The sequence below is a fragment of the Methylorubrum thiocyanatum genome, from assembly GCA_014138645.1.
Classification (GTDB): domain Bacteria; phylum Pseudomonadota; class Alphaproteobacteria; order Rhizobiales; family Beijerinckiaceae; genus Methylobacterium; species Methylobacterium thiocyanatum.
This window is the reverse complement of sequence record JACJIB010000005.1, coordinates 240,912-264,815: the sequence shown is the minus strand read 5'-3', so window position 1 is coordinate 264,815 and position 23,904 is coordinate 240,912. Positions and strand designations below refer to the sequence as shown.

At 67.8% G+C, this 23,904-nt stretch carries 23 protein-coding genes and 1 pseudogene; 8 read left to right on the top strand and 16 right to left on the bottom strand.

Annotated features, from left to right (window positions below):
• Positions 1 to 157 precede the first annotated feature (157 nt).
• From HNR51_RS15625 to HNR51_RS15605, 5 genes are all read left to right on the top strand, one after another.
• Positions 158 to 1,489: an MFS transporter gene (locus HNR51_RS15625; protein ID WP_182555536.1), complete on the top strand. Its 1,332-nt coding sequence runs from the start codon at positions 158 to 160 to the stop codon at positions 1,487 to 1,489.
• Positions 1,490 to 1,500: 11 nt separating this feature from the next.
• A complete protein-coding gene (fahA, locus tag HNR51_RS15620) occupies positions 1,501 to 2,811 on the top strand; it encodes a fumarylacetoacetase (protein WP_182555535.1) in 1,311 nt (436 codons plus the stop codon).
• On the top strand, positions 2,808 to 3,446 hold the full coding sequence (gene maiA, locus HNR51_RS15615) for a maleylacetoacetate isomerase (protein WP_182555534.1): 639 nt from the start codon (positions 2,808 to 2,810) through the stop codon (positions 3,444 to 3,446). Before fahA ends, maiA begins: the two co-directional genes overlap by 4 nt.
• 352 nt (positions 3,447 to 3,798) lie before the next feature.
• Positions 3,799 to 4,776: a SphA family protein gene (locus HNR51_RS15610; RefSeq protein ID WP_182555533.1), complete on the top strand. Its 978-nt coding sequence runs from the start codon at positions 3,799 to 3,801 to the stop codon at positions 4,774 to 4,776.
• 669 nt (positions 4,777 to 5,445) lie between these two features.
• Positions 5,446 to 7,125: a methyl-accepting chemotaxis protein gene (locus HNR51_RS15605; protein ID WP_182555532.1), complete on the top strand. Its 1,680-nt coding sequence runs from the start codon at positions 5,446 to 5,448 to the stop codon at positions 7,123 to 7,125.
• Between the two features lie 240 nt (positions 7,126 to 7,365).
• On the opposite strand, the gene HNR51_RS15600 is transcribed toward HNR51_RS15605, so the two are convergent.
• From HNR51_RS15600 to HNR51_RS15545, 12 genes and pseudogenes are all read right to left on the bottom strand, one after another.
• Positions 7,366 to 7,806 carry a PRC-barrel domain-containing protein gene (locus HNR51_RS15600; RefSeq protein ID WP_182555531.1) on the bottom strand — a complete coding sequence of 147 codons (441 nt, stop codon included), beginning with the start codon at positions 7,804 to 7,806 and terminating at the stop codon, positions 7,366 to 7,368.
• A gap of 74 nt (positions 7,807 to 7,880) precedes the next feature.
• Complete coding sequence (locus HNR51_RS15595) at positions 7,881 to 8,354, bottom strand: YidB family protein (RefSeq protein ID WP_182555530.1); 474 nt, start codon at positions 8,352 to 8,354, stop codon at positions 7,881 to 7,883.
• 178 nt (positions 8,355 to 8,532) lie between these two features.
• Positions 8,533 to 8,916 carry a CsbD family protein gene (locus tag HNR51_RS15590; protein WP_182555529.1) on the bottom strand — a complete coding sequence of 128 codons (384 nt, stop codon included), beginning with the start codon at positions 8,914 to 8,916 and terminating at the stop codon, positions 8,533 to 8,535.
• A 110-nt stretch (positions 8,917 to 9,026) separates the two neighbouring features.
• Positions 9,027 to 9,229 (bottom strand): annotated as a pseudogene (locus HNR51_RS15585) (CsbD family protein).
• An 88-nt stretch (positions 9,230 to 9,317) separates the two neighbouring features.
• Positions 9,318 to 10,229 carry a hypothetical protein gene (locus tag HNR51_RS15580; RefSeq protein ID WP_012452979.1) on the bottom strand — a complete coding sequence of 304 codons (912 nt, stop codon included), beginning with the start codon at positions 10,227 to 10,229 and terminating at the stop codon, positions 9,318 to 9,320.
• A gap of 43 nt (positions 10,230 to 10,272) precedes the next feature.
• On the bottom strand, positions 10,273 to 10,614 hold the full coding sequence (locus tag HNR51_RS15575) for a CsbD family protein (RefSeq protein ID WP_182555527.1): 342 nt from the start codon (positions 10,612 to 10,614) through the stop codon (positions 10,273 to 10,275).
• Positions 10,615 to 10,691: 77 nt separating this feature from the next.
• The gene (locus tag HNR51_RS15570; RefSeq protein WP_182555526.1) at positions 10,692 to 10,847 is read right to left on the bottom strand and encodes a CsbD family protein; all 156 of its coding nucleotides are present in this window, start codon (positions 10,845 to 10,847) and stop codon (positions 10,692 to 10,694) included.
• 95 nt (positions 10,848 to 10,942) lie between these two features.
• Complete coding sequence (locus HNR51_RS15565; protein ID WP_182555525.1) at positions 10,943 to 12,403, bottom strand: helix-turn-helix transcriptional regulator; 1,461 nt, start codon at positions 12,401 to 12,403, stop codon at positions 10,943 to 10,945.
• A 338-nt stretch (positions 12,404 to 12,741) separates the two neighbouring features.
• Complete coding sequence (locus HNR51_RS15560; RefSeq protein WP_182555524.1) at positions 12,742 to 13,512, bottom strand: VOC family protein; 771 nt, start codon at positions 13,510 to 13,512, stop codon at positions 12,742 to 12,744.
• A complete protein-coding gene (locus HNR51_RS15555; RefSeq protein WP_182555523.1) occupies positions 13,509 to 14,423 on the bottom strand; it encodes an SMP-30/gluconolactonase/LRE family protein in 915 nt (304 codons plus the stop codon). Before HNR51_RS15555 ends, HNR51_RS15560 begins: the two co-directional genes overlap by 4 nt.
• Positions 14,424 to 14,427: 4 nt before the next feature.
• Positions 14,428 to 14,892 (bottom strand): cupin domain-containing protein, encoded by a 465-nt coding sequence (locus tag HNR51_RS15550; RefSeq protein WP_182555522.1) that lies wholly within the window; start codon positions 14,890 to 14,892, stop codon positions 14,428 to 14,430.
• On the bottom strand, positions 14,889 to 15,371 hold the full coding sequence (locus tag HNR51_RS15545; protein WP_012452986.1) for a DoxX family protein: 483 nt from the start codon (positions 15,369 to 15,371) through the stop codon (positions 14,889 to 14,891). Before HNR51_RS15545 ends, HNR51_RS15550 begins: the two co-directional genes overlap by 4 nt.
• A 157-nt stretch (positions 15,372 to 15,528) precedes the next feature.
• Here HNR51_RS15545 and HNR51_RS15540 point away from each other — a divergent pair, with 157 nt between their 5' ends.
• The gene (locus tag HNR51_RS15540) at positions 15,529 to 17,109 is read left to right on the top strand and encodes a GMC oxidoreductase (RefSeq protein ID WP_182555521.1); all 1,581 of its coding nucleotides are present in this window, start codon (positions 15,529 to 15,531) and stop codon (positions 17,107 to 17,109) included.
• Positions 17,110 to 17,218: 109 nt separating this feature from the next.
• Here HNR51_RS15540 and HNR51_RS15535 read toward each other — a convergent pair whose 3' ends face one another.
• The 3 genes from HNR51_RS15535 to HNR51_RS15525 form a co-directional block, all read right to left on the bottom strand.
• Entirely contained in the window at positions 17,219 to 17,815 is a 597-nt protein-coding gene (locus HNR51_RS15535) for an SCO family protein (protein WP_012452988.1), read from the bottom strand.
• Positions 17,808 to 18,926 (bottom strand): MBL fold metallo-hydrolase, encoded by a 1,119-nt coding sequence (locus HNR51_RS15530; RefSeq protein WP_182555520.1) that lies wholly within the window; start codon positions 18,924 to 18,926, stop codon positions 17,808 to 17,810. Before HNR51_RS15530 ends, HNR51_RS15535 begins: the two co-directional genes overlap by 8 nt.
• A gap of 434 nt (positions 18,927 to 19,360) precedes the next feature.
• On the bottom strand, positions 19,361 to 19,678 hold the full coding sequence (locus HNR51_RS15525; protein ID WP_182555519.1) for a hypothetical protein: 318 nt from the start codon (positions 19,676 to 19,678) through the stop codon (positions 19,361 to 19,363).
• Between the two features lie 434 nt (positions 19,679 to 20,112).
• On the opposite strand from HNR51_RS15525, the gene puuE reads away from it, so the two are divergent.
• Complete coding sequence (gene puuE, locus HNR51_RS15520) at positions 20,113 to 21,525, top strand: allantoinase PuuE (RefSeq protein ID WP_182555518.1); 1,413 nt, start codon at positions 20,113 to 20,115, stop codon at positions 21,523 to 21,525.
• 33 nt (positions 21,526 to 21,558) lie between these two features.
• Here the strand turns inward: puuE and HNR51_RS15515 are convergent, their stop codons facing one another.
• Positions 21,559 to 22,491 (bottom strand): LysR family transcriptional regulator, encoded by a 933-nt coding sequence (locus tag HNR51_RS15515; RefSeq protein WP_182555517.1) that lies wholly within the window; start codon positions 22,489 to 22,491, stop codon positions 21,559 to 21,561.
• A 157-nt stretch (positions 22,492 to 22,648) separates the two neighbouring features.
• On the opposite strand from HNR51_RS15515, the gene HNR51_RS15510 reads away from it, so the two are divergent.
• Complete coding sequence (locus HNR51_RS15510) at positions 22,649 to 23,899, top strand: urate hydroxylase PuuD (protein WP_182555516.1); 1,251 nt, start codon at positions 22,649 to 22,651, stop codon at positions 23,897 to 23,899.
• Positions 23,900 to 23,904 lie beyond the last annotated feature (5 nt).

Here is a 23,904-nt window from a genome sequence, read left to right as displayed (position 1 = left end):
CAGCGCCCGGCCCGAAGATCGACCGGGCCGATCGGGCGAGCATTCCGAAATCAAGACAGGACCGCGTGCTCAAGGCACGCGGTCGGTCCCGCTATTGCTGAAGAACAATAAGAACACCGCCACCCCTCGATTGCTTTGATTGAATAGGGAGGTCATCATGAATACACAGACCGCCGTGTCTGGCGTGTTGCCGCTGGACCTGGACACCAAGGTCGATCACGGCGCACGAACGCGCCTTCTGCTCGCCAGCAGCGTCGGCTCCATCGTCGAATGGTACGACTTCGCGGTGTTCGCGGTCTGCGCCGCGATGGTGTTCAACACCGCCTTCTTCCCCGCTGCCGACCCCTTTGCCGGCCTGCTGGCCGCCCTGATGGCGCAGGCCGTCGGCTTCGTGGCCAGGCCGCTCGGCGGCTGGTTCTTCGGCGTGCTCGGGGACAAGATCGGCCGCAAGCGCAGCCTCGTCGCCAGTCTGCTCCTCATGGGGGTGGCGACCATCGCCATGGGATTGCTGCCGACCTACGCGCAGGTTGGCGTCGCCGCGCCGATCCTGCTCGTCATTCTGCGCCTGCTTCAGGGCTTCGCCGTCGGCGGCGAATCGACCGGTGCCCTCGTCATCGTGGCCGAAAGCATGCCGGCACGGCAGCGCGGCTTCTGGACGGGCTTCCCGATGATCGGTGGTCCGGCGGGCAACGTCCTGGCCACCACCGTGATCGGGGCCGCCATCGCCGCCTTCGGGCAGACCGCCTTCGTCGACTGGGCGTGGCGCCTGCCCTTCCTGGCCTCGGCGGTCCTGATCGTGTTCGGCTTCTGGATGCGTCGGCGCATCGAGGAATCGCCCGCCTTCGTCGAGGCGCGGGAGCAGCACGCCGAGGTGCCGCGCGCCCCCTTGCGCGAGGCGCTGCGCGAACATCCCGCCAGCATGGCCCGCGTGCTGTTCATCAAGAGCGGGGAGAGCACGCTGTTCTACCTGTTCTCGACGTTCTTCATCGTGCTCGCGACGCTCTTCCTGCGGGCGCCGCGCGAAGCGGCCTTGACAGCCTTGTTCTGGGGCTCGATCGCCCAGGTGGCGGCCATCCTCGGCGCAGGAGCCCTCTCGGATATCGTGGGCCGCAAGCCGGTGACCGTGCTCGGCCTCCTGGGCAGCGTGGCGGCCGCCTTCCACCTCTTCACCCTCGAAAGCGGAGCGTCCGAGGCGGTGCTCACGGCCGCGACGATGCTGACGCTGACCTGCCACGGTGTCGTCGTCGGCGGCATGTCGGCCCACTTCACGGAACTGTTCCCCGCCCGCATCCGCTACACGGCGATGTCCACCGCCTACTCGGTCGCGGCGGTACTCGGCGGCGCCCTCGCGCCGATCGTCGGAACCGGGCTCCTTGAGCTTTTCCAGGCACCCATCGCGGTCGCCATCTACGCCAGCGCCATGGCGGTGCCGGCGCTCTGGGCCATCGCGACCTCGCGCGAGACGCGCGGCAGCAACCTCATACAGTAAGGCAGGCCGGGATGACGCACGATCTTGATCACACCCACGATGCCGGGCTGCGGTCGTGGGTGCCGGGCGCCGACGACCACCCGGACTTTCCCATCCAGAACCTGCCGCTCGGCATTGTGTCCCCGGACGGCGGCGTCCCGCGAGCGGGGGTCGCGATCGGCCGGCACATTCTCGATCTGCCGGCCCTGCTCGCGACGAACCTTCTCTCCGGCGAAGCCGCCGCGGCGGTCGAAGCCGTCGGGGAAACCCTCAACCCGCTGCTCGCGCTGGGTGCCGGCCCGCGCCGCGCCCTGCGCCGGGACCTGTCGGCCTTGCTGCGCGAGGGCCAGGCGGAGCGCCGCACGATCGAACCGCTGCTGCACGAGGCGGCCGCCTGCCGGCTCCACCTCCCGGCCGCGATCGGCGACTACACCGATTTCTACGTCGGCATCCATCACGCCGAGAATATCGGCCGGCAGTTCCGACCGGACAACCCGCTGCTGCCGAACTACAAGCACGTCCCGATCGGCTATCACGGCCGCGCCTCCTCGATCCGCCCGTCCGGGGCACCGGTGCGGCGTCCGAGCGGCCAAACCAAGGGGCCGGATGCCGATACGATCCATTTCGGACCCTCCCAGCGGCTCGATTACGAGCTGGAACTCGGCGTGTGGGTCGGGCCGGGCAACGCGCTCGGCGAGCCGATCGCGATCGGTGAGGCGGAAGCCCATATCGCGGGCTATTGCCTGCTGAACGACTGGTCTGCACGGGACATCCAGTCTTGGGAATACCAGCCGCTCGGCCCGTTTCTGTCGAAGAACTTCGTCACCACGATCTCACCCTGGATCGTCACGCCCGAGGCGCTGCTCCCCTTCCGAATCCCGCAGCCGCCTCGGCCGCAGGGGGATCCCAAGCCTCTCGCCTACCTCACGGACGAGGCGGACCAGCGAGGGGGAGCCTTCGACCTCCGGCTCGACGTCTTCCTGCTGACGCCGGGCCTGCGTGAGGCCGGGCTGCCTCCGCACCGGGTCGCGGTGTCGAACACGCGCTCCATGTATTGGACGGCGGCCCAGATGCTGGCCCACCACGCCAGCGGCGGCTGCAACCTTCGGCCCGGCGACCTCCTGGGCACGGGGACGATTTCGGGGCCGGAGCGGGACGCCTGCGGCAGCCTCATCGAGGCCACGCTCGGGGGCCGGGAACCGCTCCAGCTGGCCTCCGGCGAGGAGCGCCGGTTCCTCGAAGACGGCGACGAGGTGCTCCTTCAGGCCCACGGCGTGCGCGAGGGCTTCGCTTCCATCGGCTTCGGCGAGTGCCGAGGGGTGATCGTGGGAGCTTCGGGATGAAGCTCTACGGTTACTGGCGATCGACCTCGTCCTACCGGCTGCGCCTCGCGCTCGCCCTCAAGGGGCTGGCGTTCGACCAAGTGCCGGTTCACCTCGTTCGCGGCGGTGGCGAGCACCGCAGCGATGCCTACCGGCGGATCAATCCGCAGCAGCGCGTGCCGAGCCTGATCCTCGACGACGGCACCGTCCTGACCCAGTCGCCGGCCATCATCGAATATCTCGAAGAGACGTTCCCGTTGCCGCCGCTGCTGCCGGCCGATCCGATCCAGCGCGCGCGCATCAGAGCCGTCGCGGCCATCATCGGCTGCGACATCCATCCGCTCCACAACGTCGGCCCGCTGACCCACCTGCGAGAGCGCTTCAGCGCCTCGGAGGACGAGATCGGCCGCTGGGTCGGTCGCTGGATCGGCGAGGGCCTCTCCGCCGTCGAAGCCCTGATCGAGGACGGCCACACCTACTGCTTCGGCCCCTGGCCAAGCTTGGCTGACGTCTACCTCGTCCCGCAGGTCTACGCGGCCCGGCGATTCGGAAGCGCGCTTGCCTCGCTCCCGAAGATCGCGCGCATCGTCGACTATGCCGAGGCCCAGCCGCTGTTCCGGGCTGCGCACCCATCCCGCCAGCCCGACGCCACCTGAACCATCGCGAAGGGGATCGTTGCAGCTCGCTCGAGGTCGCCGGAACGCGCGCATCATCTCGAAAGATCGCCATCGGCCATCCGAAGAATAATGCCGGAAAGCGGTCTCGGCCCGCGGATTGGACCCAACAGCCAGGGCGATACTCTAGATTGTCCGGTTTGCCGCCCCCGACCGAATTCAGTCCTTGAGATCACGACCGCCCAAATCAGAAATCTCATATGCGCCTTTGTTTTCGGCTGCGCTTTAAATAAAAATTAACTTAACATATGTATATAAATAAAATCATTCGAACTATAATACGGCGATGAAAATGGGACGATTCAAACAGAGACTGGAAAAAGGGGGGAGTGTGGTGGGTCATAAGCCGGTCATATCCCGCGCCGCCCGGGTCGTAAGTGCGGCCTTGATGGGATTCTCAATCTTCGGACATGCGAACCCGGCTCATGCCGTCGAGGATGTGACGCCCTTCATCCCCGGAGGAACAATCGGGGCCCCCGTCGGCTTGCTGCCGCCGCCGGGCGTCTACGGCATGATCGGCGTCGGCCGGTTCGACTTCAAGGGACGAGGCGACACCGGCCGCGACACCGGGGCCAGGATCGAGAACTACCCGATCGGCCTCGGCGTTCTCTGGGTCACGGACCTCCAGATCCTCGGAGCGAGCTACGGGATCGGCGTCGTGCAGCCCGTCCGCTACCACACCATTACAACGCCCACGGTCTCTGCAGATCAATTCGGTATCGTCAACACGATCCTCAATGTCGGCACTCTGTCGTGGCGCCTCGGCAACGGTTTCGCCGTCAGCGCCGGCCTGAATATCTATCCGAATGTCGGGAAATACACGCTCGGGCGTCCGATCAATCCGGCCCGCAACTACGCGACCTTCGAACCACGGCTCGGGCTCAGCTACGTCAAGGACGGCTGGCACCTCTCGAGCAACATCGTCTTCAACGTCAACGAAGAGAACGAGGCGAGGCGCTTTCAATCGGGAACCTTGGTCGCCACAGACCTGACGGCGACACGCCGGATCTTCGACAAGCTCGATTTCGGGCTCGGCTCCACGATCATCTATCAATTCACCGACGATCTTCGGGCCGGAGAACCGACGCCTGCGGCCGGAGGCCGTGGACGCGGAGGACGCGCGCGCTTCGTCTCACTCGGGCCGGTCATGAGCTATGATTTCGGCGCCTTCGTTTTGTCGCTGTACTACCAAAGGACCGTCCTGGCCGAAAATACGGCGGGCGGACATCAGATCTGGAGCCGCATCAACTTCCCGATCTACAGTACGCGGCCTGCGACCCAGCCCGAACTGGAGAGTGCCGGGCGCCGCTGATGGTGGTTGCGATCTCCATGGGCCTGCTTGTCATTCCCTGCACCGAGAGGGCGGCGTAGCAACGTCTCGCCCTGGCCCGGATGAACGGGGATCAGGATCTCTCCCGGCCCCGGCTCTGGAACTGGAAGCGTCTCAATCTTCAGCACGTCCGCTCCGCCGGCTTCCCGGAGCATCGCCGCCAGAACTGATCCTCCTGCTGCGCGAGGATGTGGGGCCGCGCGGTCCGCCACCGCCGACATCTTGCCAGCCAGCAGCCGGCCGATCAGCGCGCGCCGTTTCGCGTTGGGACGGCATCAAACGATTCTCGAATGATCAGAAGAGAACACGCATCATTATTTATCAGCAAACAAATATATCTACTTTTCCAGACAGGCATCTATCATGATTTCCCCAGAAAAATGATAGCCGCATCCGTTCACCATCGCTGAAGAGCGGCAGACCGCATGCGCCAGTTATCTTTTGGATCTGACTTGTCAGCCTTTTATAGCCGCCTTCCTACATTAGCCCTCCTCCTTAGCGCGACCATAAATATAAGCCAGGTTGAAATGATCCAATAAACAAGAGTGAACACAAGGTAACCGCGCATTACTATTTCTCTTAATCTTTTTTTATAACATATGATACAAACTGACCGCCAGCGAATCCGACCAAGTAAAGAGGTGCTGGCCCATGAACCGAGTGTCCATCGCGGCGCGCCTATACGGCATCATTGCGATCTTCACGGTAGCACTGGCTATCTTCGGCGGGAGTGCGCTGCTTTCCGAACGTGAAAGCCTCTACGCAGCGCGCATCAGTCAACTCAAGTCACTCGTCGATGCCGCCATGGGTGTTGCGGAACGCTACCGCGGCGAAGTCACGAAAGGAACGATGACGGAAGCAGAGGCCAAGGCCGCCGCCTATGCGGACATCGGAGCGATGCGCTACGGTAAAGGCGACTACATCTTCGTGATCGACGAGGCGGGTGTTACGATCGCGCATTCCGTCAATCCGAAGGCACTCGGCAAGAATTTCTCCGGCGTTGCCGATGCTCGCGGCTTCCTGTTCACGGCGGACGTCTTGCCTCGCGCCCTGCGAGACGGGAGTGCGACGGTCACTTACCAGTGGCAGAGGGCGGGTGAGAGCGAGCCTATCGACAAGCTCAGCTACTACGGACATTTCAAGCCGTGGGGCGTCATCATGGTGACGGGCGTCTACATCGATGACCTGCGAGCCGAACTGGCAGCAGCGGCGTGGCAGTTGCTCGTGAAAGGCACGCTGATCGTCCTCCTCCTCGGCCTCGTGACCATGTTCTTGGTGCGGTCGATCATCCGTCCTCTGCATGCTCTGAACGGTGATATGCGCACCCTTGCTGCCGGCAATACTGAGATCGCGATCCGCGAGGTGGCGCTTCGCGACGAAGTCGGCATGATGGCGAGAAGCTTGGTTGTTCTGCGCGACGGGCTCGTCGAGCGTGAGGCTCTCGCTGCGGCACAGGCCAGGGACCAAGATGTCAGGGTTCGGCGCGCCCAACAGCTCGACCGGCTTGCGAGCACCTTCGAGGCGGATATTTCCGTACTTGCGGGCGAGATGTCTGGGGCCGCGAGCGCGATGGAGCGCACCTCCACCACGATGAGTCGGGTCATCGCCCACACGACCGAGCAATCGGTTGGCGCAGTTGCCGCCGCAGAACAGACCTCGGCCAATGTCCAGACCGTCGCTGCGGCCACCGAGGAGCTCGCCGCGTCGATCCGTGAGATCGCGACCCAAGTCATGCGTTCGTCGCAGATATCGAGGCGAGCCGCCGAGGAGGCCCAGCGCACGGATACCATCGTCAAGACCCTGGCTGTGACCGCCGAACGGATCGGAGGCGTCATCGCCGTCATCAACTCCATTGCCAGGCAAACCGATCTCCTCGCCCTCAATGCCACGATTGAGGCGGCTCGAGCCGGGCAAGCCGGTCGCGGCTTCGCTGTGGTGGCGAGCGAGGTCAAAGAGCTTGCATCGCAAACGGCGCGCGCGACGGACGAAGTCGGCAATCAGATCGCGGCGATCCAGGCAGAGACCCGCCAAGCGGTGATCGCGATCGACGCCATCGGCGGAATCATCAACGAGGTTGACTCGATTGCGACGGGGATTGCTGCGGCGATGGAAGAGCAGGGGGTCGCCACCGAGGAGATTGCGCGCAATGTCCAGGAAGCCGCCCAGGGCACATTGAGCGTCAACGGCGCCATCACGCAGATGCGGCACGCCACGACTGACGTGGAAGCGTCAAGCGTTCATGTCCTCGGCTCCGCTCAAAGCCTTGGACGAACGTCAAACGCTCTGTCGATGACGGTGAGTGAGTTCCTCGGCAATGTGAAAGCCGCCTGAATTCATGGACCTCCGGTGCCGTGAGACCTGCCTCGGTCGCCTCCCCCGTTGACCTCGCGGGCGAGCGGTTCGCGGAAGGCTCTTCCTCCGGGAAGACCGATGGCGGGGCGAATGCCGGCACAAGCTCGGGCGCGGAAACGGATCAGACGAAGTGCCGGCCCGTGAGGTCCACGAGGGGGCGCGGGCACGGCGGACAGGGACGGACCGGAGCGAACGCCCTTGCCCGGTCCGTCCGGCCGCTCACTTCTTCGGCTCGGTCCCGAGATAGACGTATTCGGGGGCGGCGCGGAGCTGGTCCTTGTCGGTCTCGATGACCGCGTCGAGACGCCCACCGTCCTTGCGCGCCAGGATCAGCGTCTCAGGGGCCACCGCCACGTATTTGGCGTTCAGGCCGAGGAAGCCGCCGACGCTGACGACGTAGGACTTCACCGCCCCCTTGTCGTCGAAGACCACGTCGGCGACCGAGCCGATGGTCTCGTTCGCGCCGTTGCGGATGCTCGTCCCGATCAGTTTGGAGGCGACCACGTCCTCCGGCGCCTGGGCGACGAACTTTGCCCGCAGGTCGTCGTTCAGCGTCGCCGGCTGGGCTGCGATGGGCTTCGGTTCCCGGGCCGGCTCCTGGGCGAGAGCCGGCGCTCCCGCCAGGACGGACAGGGCGCACAGCAACGGACGAAGCGTCATGGAGTCGGGATCCTCATCGGATAAGGGAAAAGGGGTGGCGAAGGACCGGCCGGAAGACATCCGGCGCGGGATGGTCAGACCGGCAGGCGTCCGTCCGGCGCGTAGCGGTCGATGGCGGAGGGCAGCTCGCGCGACAGGCGCGACAGCAGGGCCGCGCGGCTCAGCCCGGTCTGCTGCGAGAGGTGATCGAGCGTCTCCGAGCCGATGGCGCGTTCCAGGTCGGCCTCGGCGATGTCGCGGTTCGGTCCCTGGGCAACCCAGGAACCCGCCGCCTCGCCATGGCCGCCCTTGGTGAAGTGCTCGACCAGTTCGCTCAGGCCGCGGGCGATGAAACCGCCGAGCCCCGCCGAGCCGACACCGCCGAGCAGACCGGCCAGATCGCCGAGGGGTCCGGAAGCGCCCGCTCCCGCGGTGGCCGGTCCATGCGGGACGGGGGAGCGCCCCGGCTCATGACTCTTCAGCAGTTCGGCAAGCTTGTCGCGGCTCTGGTAGCCGGCAATCGCCAGCAGGCCCAACAGGGCCGTCATCGAGGGGTATCCCTTGCTCATGGCATGTCCTCCTTCGGCATGTCCTTGATCGCGATGAGGGGCTTGCCCCGGCTCAGCGTCCGTGGCGTGGCGGGGCTGCGGCCCGGCCGGAGAGTCGGCGGCCGATGAAGGCGATGACCCTCGGCAGGACCAGGGCGGTCAGCAGTTTGCGGATCATGACGGTCTCCGAGGGCAGCGGTCAGCGCGAGGGCCGGGCGAGCCAGCCGAGGGCGAAGGCGGTTGCCACGAGGCCGAGCAGCGTCGAGGTGCGGTTGGCGTCGGCGTAACGAACCGCGCGGCGGCCATAGGCCTCGCCGCGGCGGCGGGCCGCGCCGGCGTATCGGCGTCCGTCCTCGATCAGGTCGTCGGCACGCTCCCGCGCCGCGTGAGCGAGATGGCGCCCGTCGCGGGCGAGATCCTCTGCACGGTCGCGGGCGGCGCCGTAGGCGTACTGTGCCCCGCCCGCCACTTGGTTCACGGCGCCGCGCACCTGACGGGCCGGGTCTCCGGTCACGCCGCCGAGGGCGGTCTGCGCGCGACCCTTGATGTGACGGGACGCGCCACGGAACTGGTCGCGGTTCATGATGAACTCCTTGTCGTTGCGGGAAAGGTGCCGGGAAGGGTGGCGAGAAACGTGGTCCGGGGCCACGGCTGCGGCCCCGGACGATTTCTCAGTCCTAGATCAGTTGTTGATCAGTTCTTGCCGGTGATCTTGTCGGCGAGGTTCTTGGCGCGTCCTTGACGTCGCCGGCCGTCTTCTGCGCCTCGCCCTTCAGTTCCTGCGCCTTGCCCTCGGCCACGAGCCGGTCGTTGCCGGTCACCTTGCCGAGGCCCTGCTTGACGTTGCCCGCGGCCTCGTTGGCGAGACCCTTGATCTTGTCGGTCGTGCTGCTCATCGGATGATTTCCTCTGACAGGTGGGTGGTGACCGGCTTCACCGGTTGGGAAGGCTCCCGCCGGGCGGCGGGAGCCGATGGCGAAAGGCTCAGGCGCGGCGGGCCTCATAGGCGCCGGCCAGGGTCACCGGCTTCGGGGTGCCGAGGCGGCCGCCGAAGAAGCCGGCCAGCGCTCCCAGGATCAGCGCGATGGCGGCGTAGAAGGCGCCCTGGGTCGCGGCCGACTTGGCGGCCACCGCAGCGGCCTCGGCCTTCTGCTTGGCCGTGGCGACCGCCTGCTCGTACTGCTTCTGGTAATCATCGATCTGCGCCTTCGCCTGGTCGGGCGAGATGCCCTGGGCCTTGGCGAGGGCGTCGGCGGCGCGGGACTTGGCCTGCTCCTTCTGAGACGGGTCCCCGGTCAGCACGGCGCGCACCGCGGCCACCGCCGCGTCGCGGGCCGCCTGCGGATCCTGCCCGGCGGATTGTTCGCGCACCGTCCGCTCGATGCCGTCGAGCGGGTTCGAGATCTTGGACAGCGAGGGCGCCGCGGCCTGAGCCGCCGTCTGCACCGTGCCGCCGACGAGATTGCCGGCGCCGCCGAGAGCGCCCGAGACCGTGCTCAGCGTGCCGCCGACGAGACCCGTCGCGGCCGAGGTGAGAAGGTAGAGCACGACGAGCGTGGTCACCGCCCAGGAGACCAGACCGTGCAGGCCGGCCGCCCCCGGCAACGGCTTGCCGGAGAGCCGCCCGGCGACGAGGCCGCCGGCCAGCGAGGCGACGATGCCGGAGACCACGAACCACAGCCCGGCGCCCAGCGAGACCGTGGAGGCGGCCGGGTTGTCGGCGGTGTTGGTGCCGACCGAGGCGAGGCCGATGCCGACCCCGACGAGATTCAGCACCACCTGGGTCACGAGGGCGGTGACGGCGCCGGCGAAGATCGCGCCCCAGGACACCTCGTTGAGCAGGACGGCCCGCGTCTCGGCGGCGGCGACGGGCGATAGGCTTGTGGTCGTGGTCACGCTTGCACTCCGGTCAGTCGGCGGAAAAGAAGGGGCGAAGGGGTCAGAGGCGGCTGACGAGGAGGCCGAGGCCGAAGCCGACCGCGCCTGCGATGAGAAGCGAGGCGACCGGCGCCTCCGAGACGTATTCGCCGACCTCACCGGAGCCCCGACGCAGGGAGCGGCCGCCGTTCTCGTAGGCGTCCTCGGCAAAATCGTACGCCTCGTCGACCGCGTGGCGGACGGCGTCCTTGGCTTGGCCGTAGAGGTTCTCGGCGGAGCCCTGCGCCTCGCGGACGCGGCCCTCGACCGAGTTGCTCTTCGAGCCGGTCAGGTCGCCGACCGCGCCCTGCACCGTGCCGCCGAGTTCCTTCGCGGCACCCGTGATCCTGCTGGTATCGACCATGTCGTTCTCCTTCGGTTGTGACGGTGCGGTTGTGATGGTGCGTGCGATGCGTTCGCGGGCGTCGCGCGACGTCCGGGTCAGTCGCGGCGCGAGGGCGCCCTCGGCCTCCGCGCCCCCTGCTTCTGAGCCTTGCCCTCGGCCTCGACCCGGGCATCCCCGATCAGCTTGCCGATGGCCTCCTTCACCGAACCCTTGGCGTGCTCGGCGGAAGTGGGTTTCGCGTGGTCGGACACGTTCACCTCGTCGAAGACTGCGAAAACGCTGGCTCGCCTCAGATGTCCGCTCAACCCCGCCGTTCAATAGTACGGGAATACCAGTACGTTGGTTTTTATGGACCGGACATGTTGAGGGGAAAGCCGTTCTCGCGTCCCCAGATCACGGCCTCCGCGCGCTTGTGGACGCCGAGCTTGCGGTAGAGCGCGGCGCCGTGATTGCGCACCGTGTTGCGCGACAGGTTGAGGCGCCGGGCGATGGCATCGTCGTCGAGGCCTGCGCAGATCAGATTCAGGATCTGGCGCTCCCGCAGGGTGAGGGTTGGGTTCGCCCCATTGTCGTCCCGGATTCCGGGCTGGCGCAGGTTGGCGAGCTTGTCGATGAGGCCGCGGCTGAACCAGGAGGTATCGGCCATCACGGTCTCGATCGCCTCGAACAGTTCCCGTTCGCCGCGCTTGCGCTCGGTGATGTCCTGCAGGACGAGCAGCGCGAAGGTCTCCTCGCCGATCTCGACGCGCTCGGCCGAGGCGAGGCAATCGAGTTCCGATCCATCCTGATGGCGCAGGCAGACCTCCTGGCCGGCCACGAAGCCCGTGCGCTGGACGGCTTCCTCGAACCGCTCGCGGGGCGCCTGCGCGACCCACAGCCCGATCTCGGCGCATGAGCGCCCGACGGCGGCATCCTCGCCGTGACCGAAGACACGGGTGAAGGCCGCATTGATCCCGGTGACGGTGAAGGTCTCGAGGCGGGCCAGCACGGTCGGCACCGGGGTGAGCCGGAAGGCCTTGGCGAAGCGCTCCTCGCTCTGCCGGAGGGCTGTCTCGGCCTTCCGGCGCAGCTCCAGATCCGCAAAGGTGAACAGCATGCACGGCTCGTCGCCCATCGCGATGGGCTGGCCCGCCACGATCACGAAGCGGCTTCCCCCATCCGGCAGGGTGAGGCACGCCTCCATCTGCGGAATGGTGCCGCCCTCGTTCAGGCGCGAGATGGCGAGCTCCCGGTTGCGCGCACCGGCGAGCACATCGACCTCGTAGACGCTGCGCCCGATGACAGCATCGCGGACGTACCCGGTCATCTCCAGAAAACCGGTATTCACCTTGACGTGACGCAGGTCGGAGAGGCGCGTGATGACGGCGGGGGCCGGGTTGGCGTTGAACGCCGTCTCGAAGCGCTCCTCGGCCTCGAACTGGTCCGAGACGTCCTTGAGGATCAGCGCGAGGCAGCTCGGATTGCCCTCGCGGTCGTTGGCGACCAGGCTCCGCACGGAATGGACGAAGTCGACCTCCGGCTGGTCGGCGCGGCGGACCTTGACGATGACATCGTGGAAGTGCTCGCCTGCGACCACTCGCTCCATCGGGTAGTGCTCGGGGGACCTGTTGTTGCGGTAGCGCAGGGCAAACCGCTCGCGGTAGGCGTCGACGTCCCCACCGAGATCGTCGAGTTGCTCGACCCCGTGCATGGCGAGCGCGGCCTCGTTCGCGTAGGCGATGCTCTGGTCAGGCTCGACCAGGATCACGCCCTCGCTGAGGCCGGCGATGATCTGCCGGAGTTCATGCCTGTCGACGTCCGCCGTCACGTCCGCGCCCGCCCTTCGTGCTTCCGACTGCCGAAGCGGCAGCGGAGCCCAAACGAATTGCGCGCAAGCAGGTTCCGATGCGAGGCTGGTAGTTCCAGATCACGAAATTGATATAGGCAGCCCGTATTTTGCATTCAGGGCTGAGGTCGCGGCCTGCCGGAGACGTGGTGGCGCGAGCATCGCGAGCGCGAAGATCCGACCCGGAACGATCGGCGCGCCGGCCACGCGCCCGGTTCAAAATCGAGCGATAATACTCAAATTACACATAGATATTTGATTTCGATACCGCAGATCATCTGCGAAGCCTCAATAACCACTTTGATGGAAATGACAAAAAATCAAATCTGATCGGCGATCAAGAGGAGCCTGTGGCCATCCGGATCGTGCGATGGGCAATCGGTGTCGCTGCTGCCGGCGAGGACGATGCGGGTGGCCAGGGGAGAGTCGTCGGCGCAGGTTTTCAGGATCGATCCCGGGGCACGGTAGCAGAGAAGCTCCAGATGAGGCGGTCCACCGCCCGGCGGCGCGAGGCCGGTCACCTCGACGACGGGATCGTCGACGGCGTCCATCCGGGCTTGCTCAGGCCCCCGGTTCACCCCCCGATGCGTTACGTGAAACCCGAGACTTGCGTAGAACGCGACCGCCCGCTCCGTGTCGGCGACCGTGACCGCCGTATGATCGAGTCCGAGAACCAAGCCCGACCGTCCTCGCCAGACCGGCGGCACCGCCTCGGGCGGGAAGGCGAGCAGTTCGAGCGGATGCCCGTCAGGATCGCGGAACTTGAACGCGCTCACGCCGCCCGAGGCCGCGGGGAGCCGCTCCGGCCCGCCCTCCGAGATCGGCGTCCAGCCGGCGATCCCGCGCAGATGCGCGTAGGCCGCCGCCATGTCCGTGACGACGATCGCACAATGTTGGAAGGTGGTGCTGTTGGAAGGCGCAGGCCCGTCCCAATTCTGCAAGGCCGGAGCGAGTTCGATCGTCTGCGCGCCGAGCACAACGCGGGAGCCGTCGGCGACGACGGCGGCACCGAACGCCGCCGCGTAGAAGGCGGCGGTCGCGGCCGGATCCGGGCAGAGGAGCCGGATCGCGGCGACCCGCAAGGCCGTCACCGCCCGGCTCCCGGCAACGGGACACCGCGGCGGTTCAGGAAGATCGAGAACACGCGCTGCGAGCCGGCGATGAACAGGCGGTTCCGATGGACGCCGCCCCACGTCATGTTGGAGACGCGGTACGGCACGAGCACCTTGCCGAGGAGCCGCCCCTCCGGCGAGAGGCAGTGGACGCCGTCGGCGGCGCTCGACCAGATATTACCGTCCTCGTCGACCTTCATCCCGTCGCAGTAACCCGGCTCGATCGTGTGGAAGACGTCGCCGCCCGTGAGCGTGCCGTCCGCGCCGACATCGAACACGCGGATGTACTGGCGCGGATCGGGGCGGCTCTGGTCGCCGGTCTCCGAGACGTAGAGCCGCCGCTCGTCCGGCGAGAAGGCGAGGCCGTTCGGCCCGTCGAAATCGCCCGCCGCGACGCGGATGTCACCGGTCGCGGGATCGAAGCGGTAGAGGGCGGGCGGCTGCTCGGAGTGCTGGCGGCCGCCCTCGTAGTCGTTGGCGATGCCGTAGACCGGGTCGGTGAACCAGATCGTGCCGTCGGATTTGACGACGACGTCGTTGGGCGAATTCAACCGCTTTCCGGCATGGCTGTCGACGAGCCGCGTGAGGCGCCCGTCATGCTCCGTGCGATTGAGGCAGCGGCCGTGATGCGAGCAGGTGATCAGCCGTCCCTCGCGGTCGCGGGCCTGCCCGTTCCCGTAATCGGAAGGCGCTCGGTAGACCGAGAGGCCCTCCGCCTCGCTCCAGCGCATGGTGCGGTTGCGCGGCAGATCCTGGAACAGCAGGCAGTTCCAGTCGCCCATCCAGACCGGACCCTCGACCCAGCGGAAGCCGGCGGCGATCTCCTCCAGTCCGGCATTGTCGAGCACGTAGTGCCTGAACCGGGGATCGCGGATCTCGAACCCGTCCATCGTCTCACCCGAACCGGCACGGCGTGATGCGCGCGCGCTGACCGTCGAACTGCACCACCATCAGGACGGCGGGCGCATCGCCGACCGTGCCGGACTTGTGCCCGGTCTTGCCGTCGAGGGTCCGGCAACCCTGGTCCTCGCCGAAGGAGATCTCGCCGGGCCCCATCTCGACCCGGGTTCCGTCCATCGACTCGACATACCAGCGACCGCTCAAGGGGATGATCCATTGCGGCGCCGGGTTCTCGTGCCACGTGCCCTCCCAGCCGACCGGCTGGACGGTGATCATCGTGGTCATGCCGTCATGGTGCTTCACCCCCTGCCATTGCGGCGCGGCGGGCGGCTTCATCGAGGCGAGGTGGAAGTCGGTCATCGTGCAGCGGACCTGCCGGCTGACGCCGTCGGCGTCGGTGTAGAGGTGCCAATAGGGCACGGCCGGCCGGTCGGCCTCTCGGCTGGTCTCTTCGCTCATCGGGCTGTCTCCGCACGCGTCTGCGCGTAGGGGTGGGTCGATCCGAACGGGTCGTGCAGGAAGGCCGCGACGCCCTGCGCACTCGGCCCGCTCCAGGCGAGCGCGAGGAAGCCGCCGGCCACCGCGAAGTTCTTGAGGAAGTCCCAGAAGGTCTCGCGGCCCTGGCTCGGCCCGCGCAGGCGGAAATCGGGTTTCCGCCAGAAGGGCTTCCACAGGAGCGCGGTCACCGCGCAGTAGCCCGCCAGCACGAAGGCGGCGAAGCGGTCGGCGATGCCGGTGAGCACGGCCGCCGACATCACGACCTCGACGAACAGGCCGGCCAGGATCAGCGCCGTCGCCAGCGGACGCGAGGACGTCGCCTGTCCCGCCTGCCCGACCGCGGCGCGGAAGTTCAGAACCTTGTCGAGGGCGCTGAACGGCAGGAACAGCAGCACCAGTGACGCACGGGCCGCGAAGGCGGCGAGCACCTCGATGGTCATGGCTTGCTCCCGTCTTGCGCCCGTCGGGGTCATCCGGCTGCCAACGCCGCTGCGCCCCTGCGGTTCGCGCATGGCTGCGGGACGTTCGGTGAGCCGGCCGCCTGGAACGGGTCCCAGCGCCATCCGTTGCGGCTCGGAGCACGGAGCGAGGCGGCGGATGAGCGGCGACCGTTACGATGTGATCATTGTGGGCTCGGGGCCGGGCGGCGGCTCCGCCGCGTGGCGCCTCGCCCGCACCGGCAAACGCATCCTCGTGATCGAGCGCGGCGACTACCTGCCGCGCGAGCGCGAGAACTGGGACACCGACGCGGTCTTCCGCAAGGCCCGCTACCAGGCGGACGAGACCTGGACCTCCTCGAACGGCGACACGTTCAAGCCCGGCCTGCACTACTTCGTCGGCGGCAACTCGAAGGTCTATGGCGGCGTGCTGTTCCGCCTGCGCGAGAGCGACTTCGAGGCCCAGCGCCACCCGGACGGGGTCTCGCCGGAATGGCCGCTGAAGTACGATGCCTTCGCGCCCTACTATCAGGCGGCGGAGGAGCTGTTCCAGGTCCACGGCGCCCGCGGCGAGGACCCGACGGAGCCCCCCTCCCCCGAGCCCTATCCGAAACCGCCGATCAGCCACGAGCCGCGCATCCAGCGGCTCGCCGACGACCTTGCGCGCTTGGGCCACCACCCGTTCCACCTGCCGATGGGTGCGCTGATGGAGGAAGACGGCAAGGGCGGGACCACGCCGCACTCACCGCTGCTGCGCTGCGACCCGTTCGACGGCTATCCGAGCCTGACGAACGGCAAGGCGGACGCACAGATCATCTGCATTGATCCGACGCTGGCCACCCACCCGAACCTCACGCTCCTGCGCAACGCCTATGCCGAGCGCCTGCTGACCGATGCGGGCGGGGGCCGCGTCACCGGCGTCGAGGTGGTGATCGAGGGGCGGCGCCACACGCTTCACGCCGACCTGTTCGTGGTGGCCTGCGGCGCGCTGTCCTCGGCGCTGCTGTTCCTGCGCTCCGGCAACGCGGCGCATCCGGACGGGCTGGCCAACCGCTCGGCCCAGGTCGGGCGCAACTACATGCGCCACAACAACACCACCGTGCTGGCGATCTCGAAGCAGCCGAACCCGACCCAGTTCCAGAAGACGCTCGGGCTCAACGACTTCTATTACGGCCGCGATCGCAGCCCGCTGAACGACTGGGAGTTCCCGCTCGGTCATATCCAGATGGTCGGCAAATCCGACGGCATGCAGATCGAGGCGGAGGGTTTGCCGGGTTTCCTGCAATGGCTGCCGACGCGGCCGTTCACCACCATCGCCGAACACTCGATCGACTTCTGGCTGACCTCCGAGGATCTCCCGCGGCCGGAGAACCGCATCCACTACCGCGACGGCCAAGTGCATCTCGACCTGACGATCACGAATGCCGAGGCGCAGGCGCGCCTGCGCGAGAAGCTGCGCTCGCTCTGCGACAGCCTCGACATCCATCCGCACCTGTTCGACCGAACGCTCTATCTCGGCAAGGACACCCCGATTAGCGGCACGGCGCATCAGGCCGGAACCCTGCGCTTCGGTCCGGACCCCGCGACCAGCGTGCTCGATCTCGATTGCCGGGCGCACGGGATCGAGAACCTCTACGTGACGGATGCGAGCTTCTTCCCCTCGATCGGCGCCGTGAACCCCACGCTGACCATCGTCGCCAACGCCCTGCGCGTGGCCGACAAGATCGCATCGCGGCTTTGAGTTCGCAGGGTGCGGTGACGCCGCAGGCCGTTGCCCTGCAATCCGCCGGCGCAACGGCGGCCGCGGCCGGTTCTCTCGCGCGGTTCATCCCCCTTCGACGCGCCGCCCTTCACCGCGCCCCGAGATGCGGCCGGATGATCGTCAGCATCCGCTCGGCCGACGTACCGGGCGGAAAGAAGCCGAGATAGGCGCCGGAGCGGTCCATCAGATAGACGAAGGCCGAGTGTTCGATCGTGTCCTGACCGTCCTCGCGCCGGTAGAACACCTTGTAGGCGTCCGCCGCCTGCCGGATCGCGGCCTCGCTGCCGGTCAGCCCGATCAGGCGCGGATGGAAGCTCGGGACGAATTCCGCCAGAAGGGCCGGCGTGTCCCGCGCCGGGTCGAGGGTGACGAAGACGGGCTGGATCTCTTCCCCGGCCTTGCCGAGCAGGGTCAGGGCCCGGGAGATCTCCATGAGATCCGTGGGGCAGACGTCGGGGCAGGCGGTGTAGCCGAAGGTGAGGATCACGAGGCGCCCCCGGAAATCCGCGTCGGTGCGGGGGCGCCCGTCCTGGTCGATCAGCGCGAACGGCCCGCCGACCGGCTCGCGGTTCCACATCAGCACGTCCATCAGCTCGGCGGCCGAGCGGCGCGCAGGCGCCTCGGCCCGGGCCGAACCGAGCGCCGCCAATCCGAGCAGAAGCGCGGCTGCGAGCGGCCTACGCACCGAAGGTGAGCCGGCTTCCGGTGGTCGGAACGATGACGTTCTCCGGCATCTGCCGCTGCGCCTCCAGGGCGAAGTTGAGGCCGCTGCAATGCATCGGGATCACGACGTTGGGCTTCAGCCGGCCGATCTCGCCGACGACCTCGGTCAGATACTCTTTCGGCGCCGGCCCGAGATGGAAGCCGCCGACGATGGCGTGGACCTTCTCGATCCCCGACACCGCCTGCGCCTGCCGCACCGAGTTGACGATGCCGACATGACCGCAGGACGAGATCACCACGAGGCCCTTGCCCCGCACGTTGAAGCAGGTGGCGTGCTCGTGGACATGCTCGTCGGGGATGATCTTGCCCTGGAGCTCGGCGGGCGAATAGTGGCTCGCGTCGCAGCCGAGCCCGTCCTTGATGCCCCGTTCGACGAAGGTGTTGGGCAGGATGCGCTCGGCGGAGGTGCGCTTGATCTGGCCGGTGGTGAAGGCGTGGCCGGCCACCACCGTCGGCGCCTCGCACAGAACGGTTGCGATCCGCCGCGCGGTCAGTTCGCGCCGGTCGATCTGGCCGAAATCGGTGAACTGGCCCTGCACCCCGCTCGGGGACAGGCGATGGCAGAAATTGTCCTCGCCGCCCGCGTAGAGCTTCAGCTCCGGGGAGAGCGCGTCGCGGTACTTGTCGAGGAAGCCGGTCAGCCCGCCGTAATGGTCGTGATGGCCGTGGCTGACGATCAACGCATCGATCTTGGTCGGATCGACCTTCAGGATCTCGATATTGTTGAGCAGCGCTTCGGGGCTGTAGCCGAAATCAAGCAGGATGGTGCGCGCCTCCTCGCCGGCCTTGGACTCGGCGAAGAGCGAGAGGCCCCACTGGTTGTGCAGCACCTTGCGGTAATCGGCGCCGCGGCCGTTGCCCGGCGGCTGGTGCAGCACGCCCTGCACGGTCGCCGGCTTCAGAAACTGATCGTGCGCGGAATCGATCAGCACCCGCAGGCTCAAGGTATCGACGGTCGGAACCGCGACGGGCGCGGCGCGCGCCACCTCGATGCAGGAGAAGCCGGCGGCCGAACCGGCGGCAAGCGCCGCCGACAGTTTCAGAAACCCGCGCCTGTCGAGAGCCTCAGTCATTCCACCCACTCCGCATCGGATTTTGTATGCAACGTATAGCGGAGCTTGACCGGAACGGACTTCTTTCTTTGGCAGAGTAATGCGGAGATTTTTTCAAGATCATCCCGAGCCGCAGAAGGGTTTCGCCATGCCGGTTCGATGTCCCCATCGGGATCAGCGCCCTCGCGACACCCGGATTTCGTGCCTGCGGGGGTGAGCCCTGATCGCTCCGGCGCAGATTCTCTCTCAAAGACCGCGCGGGCGATGCAGAAGGGGGTCGGCGACCGACCGGCAACCCGCTCTCGACACACCGCCCGCTCGCCCTGCCTCGGCCGCTCAGTTGAAGGGCGGGATGGATCTCACCTCGATCGAGCGGCTTCCGGACACGGGATGCCGGGTGAAATCATGGCGGGCCAGGGAAGGTCGTCGCGGCGTATCGTTCCGATGGCCTCGCATCAGGCGACCCCGGGTGAGATCGCGCCCGGCCTGGATGAAGCGGTGCGCGGCCCGGGCACGATGATGGCGTTGAGGTCGCCATGGACGACCTCCGAACGGCGCTGCTCGCCGCCGTCGGACACCGCCGTGGCGCAGTCGCGGATCAGGCCCAGGACCGGCATCTGCGCCGTCCCGCACTCGAACGATCCGCGGTGGCCCGGATCTTCGGGCCCCTGCGGAACGCTCTTCGCGTAATCCGGTTCGCCGCTCCGGGCGTGGACGAGGTCGGACTTCGCCGCATTGGCGGACCAGACCTTCGCAAAATTCGCGAGGCACATCCCGCGACAATCGATCATCCGCACCGACGAAAGCGCGTGCCATTCACCATTTTACTTCCTGCGAATGAAGACAGGGGAAGATGACGGGGCCGTCACCGAGACAAGTCCCCTGGCTAAGGAGCCTCTTGGCTGAATGGGACGTGGATGTGCCGGCGTCGGCATTCACATCGCGGGGTCGCCGCGATGCGCCCTGAACATCGCAACCCTGGTCGGGCGGGCTTCGATACAACCGGCCCACCGACGCCGATCGCGCCACGGCGCTTCCTGATGAGCGCCGCGATCGCGAACCCTTGCTCCGGCCCCTTGCCCCGGCGCACCATCCCGGATTTTCGCGAGCAGCTTTGAAAAAGTCCGGCAGATCACGGACGCGCGCGGCGCTATCGTGGCGCCTCCGCAAAGATCCGCGCGCGTCCGCGGCAGAGCCGGGGTCATCGATGCACACCTCCCGCGATTTGATCGGATACGGCCGCGACGTTCCGCAGGCGGATTGGCCCGGCGGCGCCCGGATCGCCGTGCAGATCGTGCTCAACTACGAGGAGGGGGGCGAGAACTGCATCCTGCACGGGGATGCGGCCTCCGAAGCGTTCCTGTCCGAGATCGTCGGTGCCGCGCCCTGGCCGGGCATGCGCCACATGAACATGGAGTCGATCTACGAGTACGGCGCCCGCGCGGGCTTCTGGCGGCTGTGGCGGCTGTTCACGCAACGCGGCGTTCCGGTGACCGTGTTCGGCGTCGCCACCGCGCTCGCGCGCAACCCGGAGGTCGTGGCCGCGATGCGGGAGGCGGATTGGGAGATCGCCAGCCACGGCCTCAAGTGGATCGATTACCGCGACATGAAGCGGGCGGAGGAGGCGGCGCAGATGGATGCGGCGATCCGCCTGCACGAAGAGGTGACGGGCGAGCGCCCCCTCGGCTGGTACACCGGCCGCTCCTCCGTCAACACGCTGGAACTCGGGCTGGAACGGAACTTCGCCTATCTCGCCGATTCCTACGCCGACGATCTGCCCTACTGGCTGTACGGACGGGCCGGCACCGGCCTCGTGGTGCCCTACACCCTCGACGCGAACGACATGCGCTTCGCCACCGCGCAGGGCTTCAACACCGGCGAGCACTTCTTCACCTACCTGCGCGACAGCTTCGACGCGCTCTACGCGGAGGGCGCCGCCGCGCCGAAGATGATGTCGGTGGGCCTGCACTGCCGGCTGGTCGGCCGGCCCGGCCGCATCGCCGCGCTCGCGCGCTTCCTCGACCATGTCGCCGCCCATGACGGCGTCTGGCTGGCGCGCCGCATCGACATCGCCCGGCACTGGACGGCGCGGCACCCGGCCGAGATCTTGCGGCCGAGCACCATGAGCGCGGCGCAGTTCCTCACCCGGTTCGGCGACATCTTCGAGGACACGCCGGAAATCGCGCTGCGGGCGTGGCAGGCCGGCCTGACCGCGCGCGAGGACAGCGCGGAGGGGCTCCATGCCGCGCTCGTCGGCGCCCTGCGCGGCCTGCCCGCCGAGCGGCAGCGCGCCCTCATCCGCGCCCATCCCGAACTCGCCGGCCGGCTCGCCCAGGCGGGGCAGTTGACGCAAGCCTCCACCGCCGAGCAGGGCAGCGCCGGCCTCGGCGCGCTCTCGGCCGAGGCGTTGGCACGGTTCGAGCGGCTGAACGCGGCCTACCGGGAACGCTTCGACCTGCCCTTCGTCATGGCCATCAAGGACAGCGACAGCGAGGCGATCCTGGCGGCGTTCGAGGCGCGGCTGCGCAACGATCCCGAGCGGGAATTCGAGGAGGCTTTGCGCCAGATCGAACGGATCGCGTGGCTGCGCCTGAAGGACCGGCTGCCTGCGGGGGATTGATCCATCCGCGGGCGGCCTTCCCGGCGCCGGCGCCTACCGCGCCGGGCGCCGGCCGATCAGGTCGAGTTGGGCGCCGACATGGGCGCGCAGGGCCTCCGTCGTCATCTCGATGAAGGTCTTGGCGCGGCTGGGCAGCATCTTTCGCGATGGGTAGACGACGCCGAGGGTCACGGGCGTGGGCGGCGTACCCGGCAGGACCGGCACGAGGCGGCCGTCGGCGAGATGGGGCGCCACCTCGAAGACGGGCTTGAGGACGATGCCCAGCCCCTGGAGTGCCCATTCGGTCAGCACGTCGCCGTCATCCGCGTCGATGGGGCCGGAGACCGGCAGCGTCACGACCTCGTCGCCGTCGCGCACGCTCCAGCGGAACTGCTCGGATCCGGGAAAGCGCAGCAGCAGGCAGGCATGATCGATGAGCTCGGCCGGGCTCCCGGGGGCGGGATGCTCGGCGAGATAGGCCGGAGAGGCGCACAGGATCCGCTCGATATCGGCGATCTTGCGCAGGGTGAAGCTCGAGTCGCGCATCTGCGCGAGGCGGACCGCCACGTCGACGGCCTCCTGCACGAGGTCGAGCAGATGATCGGAGAGCCGAAGGTGGACATCCGCCTCCGGGTGGCGCTCGCGGAAGGCGGGGATCAACGGCGCCACGACGCGCCGGCCGAGCGTCAGCGGAGCGGTGACCTTCAGCGTCCCGCGCGGCGCGGCGCCCTCGGTCTCGACGCTCTTCTCCGCGCGCTCCACGGAGGCGGCGATGTCGAGGCAGCGGTCGTAGAAGACGCGGCCGGCCTCCGTCAGGTTCATTCGCCGCGTCGTGCGGGTGAGCAGCAGGCAGCCGAGGTGCTGCTCCAGCGTCTGGATGCGGTAGCTGATCACCGAGGGCGACAGGCGCAGGGAGCGTCCGGCCGCCGAGAAGCTGCCGGTCTCCGCCGCGCGCATGAAGATGCGGATACTCTCCAGGGACAGCATCCCCCTCCGAGCCCTCCCCGGCTCTCGTCCGAGCCTCGCGGCCTTGCCGACATGGCCCTCGATTGAGCGAAAATTTCGAAAACTGGCAAGGAATTTGATGGGCATACAGGCCCGCCGGCAGCGGTAGGATTGCAGCCGGACGCTGGAGGGAGAGGCCGTGGAGAGCTTCGTCTGGGAATGGGGGAGCCTGCTGCTGCGCTGGCTCCACATCGTGGCGGCGATGGCCTGGATCGGCTCGTCGTTCTTCTTCATGCATCTCGACGCATCGCTGAAGCGCACGCCGGACATCCCGGCCGGCGCGGGCGCCGCGGCCTGGCAGGTGCATGGCGGCGGCTTCTACGAGATGCGCAAGTATTTCGTCGCGCCGGAGCATCTCTCCCCGGACCTCACCTGGCACAAGTGGCAGGCCTACACGACGTGGCTGTCGGGCTTCGTGCTGCTGGCCTGGATCTACTACGCGCAGTCGCAGCTCTACCTCGTCGATCCGGCGGTGATGGACCTGTCGGCCCCCGCCGCGGCGGCGCTCGGCATCGGCGCCCTGGCCCTCGGCTGGCTGGTCTACGACCGCATCTGCCGCTCAAGGCTCGGAGCGAGCGAGACCGGCCTCGCGGCGGTCGGCCTGCTGGCCATCACGCTCGCCGCCTTCGGCTTCTCGCAGGTGTTCAGCGGCCGCGGCGCGCTGATCCATACCGGCGCCCTGATGGCGACCTGGATGGCCGGCAACGTCTTCTTCATCATCATCCCGAACCAGCGCAAGGTGGTCGCCGCGCTGCTGAAGGGAGAGCGGCCGGACCCGAGCCTCGGCCAACAGGCCAAGCAGCGCTCGGCGCAGAACAACTACCTGACGCTGCCGGTCGTCCTGATGATGATCGCCAACCACTACCCGATTCTGTTCGCCTCGAAGGCGACGATCCCGCTCATCGTCGCGCTCGTCACCGCCTCGGGTGCGGTGATCCGCTACTTCTACAACGTGCGCCATGCCGACCATGCCCGCTCGCCCTGGTGGGCCTGGGCCGCGGCCTCGGCGGGGCTGGCCGCCGCCTTCGTTCTCGCGGTGGCCGGAAGCGCCGGGGGCCGCGCCGTGCTGGGCCTGCCTCCGCAGGCCGAAGGCCCGCCGGCCGCCGCCCTGGCCTCGGCCGGTCAGGGGCGCGCCGCGCCGCCGGACCACGTCGTCGAACTCGTCGCGGGGCGCTGCGCCATGTGCCATGCGGCCGAGCCGATCTGGGACGGGATCGGCGTGGCGCCGAAGGGCGTTCGTCTCGACACCGCCGAGGCCATCGGCCGTCAGGCCGAGGCGATCCGGCGGCAGGTCGTGCTGACGCACAACATGCCGCCCAACAACGTCACCGAGATGACCGATGAGGAGCGCGGCGTGATCGCGGCCTGGCTCGCGGACGCCGCGCGCTGAGATCC

What these genes read in the sequence shown, in the direction of transcription:
- HNR51_RS15625 (WP_182555536.1), top strand. Translation starts at nt 158, where the DNA reads ATGAATACACAGACCGCCGTGTCTGGCGTGTTGCCGCTGGACCTGGAC.
- fahA (WP_182555535.1), top strand. Translation starts at nt 1,501, where the DNA reads ATGACGCACGATCTTGATCACACCCACGATGCCGGGCTGCGGTCGTGG.
- maiA (WP_182555534.1), top strand. Translation starts at nt 2,808, where the DNA reads ATGAAGCTCTACGGTTACTGGCGATCGACCTCGTCCTACCGGCTGCGC.
- HNR51_RS15605 (WP_182555532.1), top strand. Translation starts at nt 5,446, where the DNA reads ATGAACCGAGTGTCCATCGCGGCGCGCCTATACGGCATCATTGCGATC.
- HNR51_RS15600 (WP_182555531.1), bottom strand. Translation starts at nt 7,806, where the DNA reads ATGACGCTTCGTCCGTTGCTGTGCGCCCTGTCCGTCCTGGCGGGAGCG.
- HNR51_RS15595 (WP_182555530.1), bottom strand. Translation starts at nt 8,354, where the DNA reads ATGAGCAAGGGATACCCCTCGATGACGGCCCTGTTGGGCCTGCTGGCG.
- HNR51_RS15590 (WP_182555529.1), bottom strand. Translation starts at nt 8,916, where the DNA reads ATGAACCGCGACCAGTTCCGTGGCGCGTCCCGTCACATCAAGGGTCGC.
- HNR51_RS15575 (WP_182555527.1), bottom strand. Translation starts at nt 10,614, where the DNA reads ATGGTCGATACCAGCAGGATCACGGGTGCCGCGAAGGAACTCGGCGGC.
- HNR51_RS15555 (WP_182555523.1), bottom strand. Translation starts at nt 14,423, where the DNA reads ATGGACGGGTTCGAGATCCGCGATCCCCGGTTCAGGCACTACGTGCTC.
- HNR51_RS15550 (WP_182555522.1), bottom strand. Translation starts at nt 14,892, where the DNA reads ATGAGCGAAGAGACCAGCCGAGAGGCCGACCGGCCGGCCGTGCCCTAT.
- HNR51_RS15545 (WP_012452986.1), bottom strand. Translation starts at nt 15,371, where the DNA reads ATGACCATCGAGGTGCTCGCCGCCTTCGCGGCCCGTGCGTCACTGGTG.
- HNR51_RS15540 (WP_182555521.1), top strand. Translation starts at nt 15,529, where the DNA reads ATGAGCGGCGACCGTTACGATGTGATCATTGTGGGCTCGGGGCCGGGC.
- HNR51_RS15530 (WP_182555520.1), bottom strand. Translation starts at nt 18,926, where the DNA reads ATGACTGAGGCTCTCGACAGGCGCGGGTTTCTGAAACTGTCGGCGGCG.
- HNR51_RS15525 (WP_182555519.1), bottom strand. Translation starts at nt 19,678, where the DNA reads ATGTGCCTCGCGAATTTTGCGAAGGTCTGGTCCGCCAATGCGGCGAAG.
- puuE (WP_182555518.1), top strand. Translation starts at nt 20,113, where the DNA reads ATGCACACCTCCCGCGATTTGATCGGATACGGCCGCGACGTTCCGCAG.
- HNR51_RS15515 (WP_182555517.1), bottom strand. Translation starts at nt 22,491, where the DNA reads ATGCTGTCCCTGGAGAGTATCCGCATCTTCATGCGCGCGGCGGAGACC.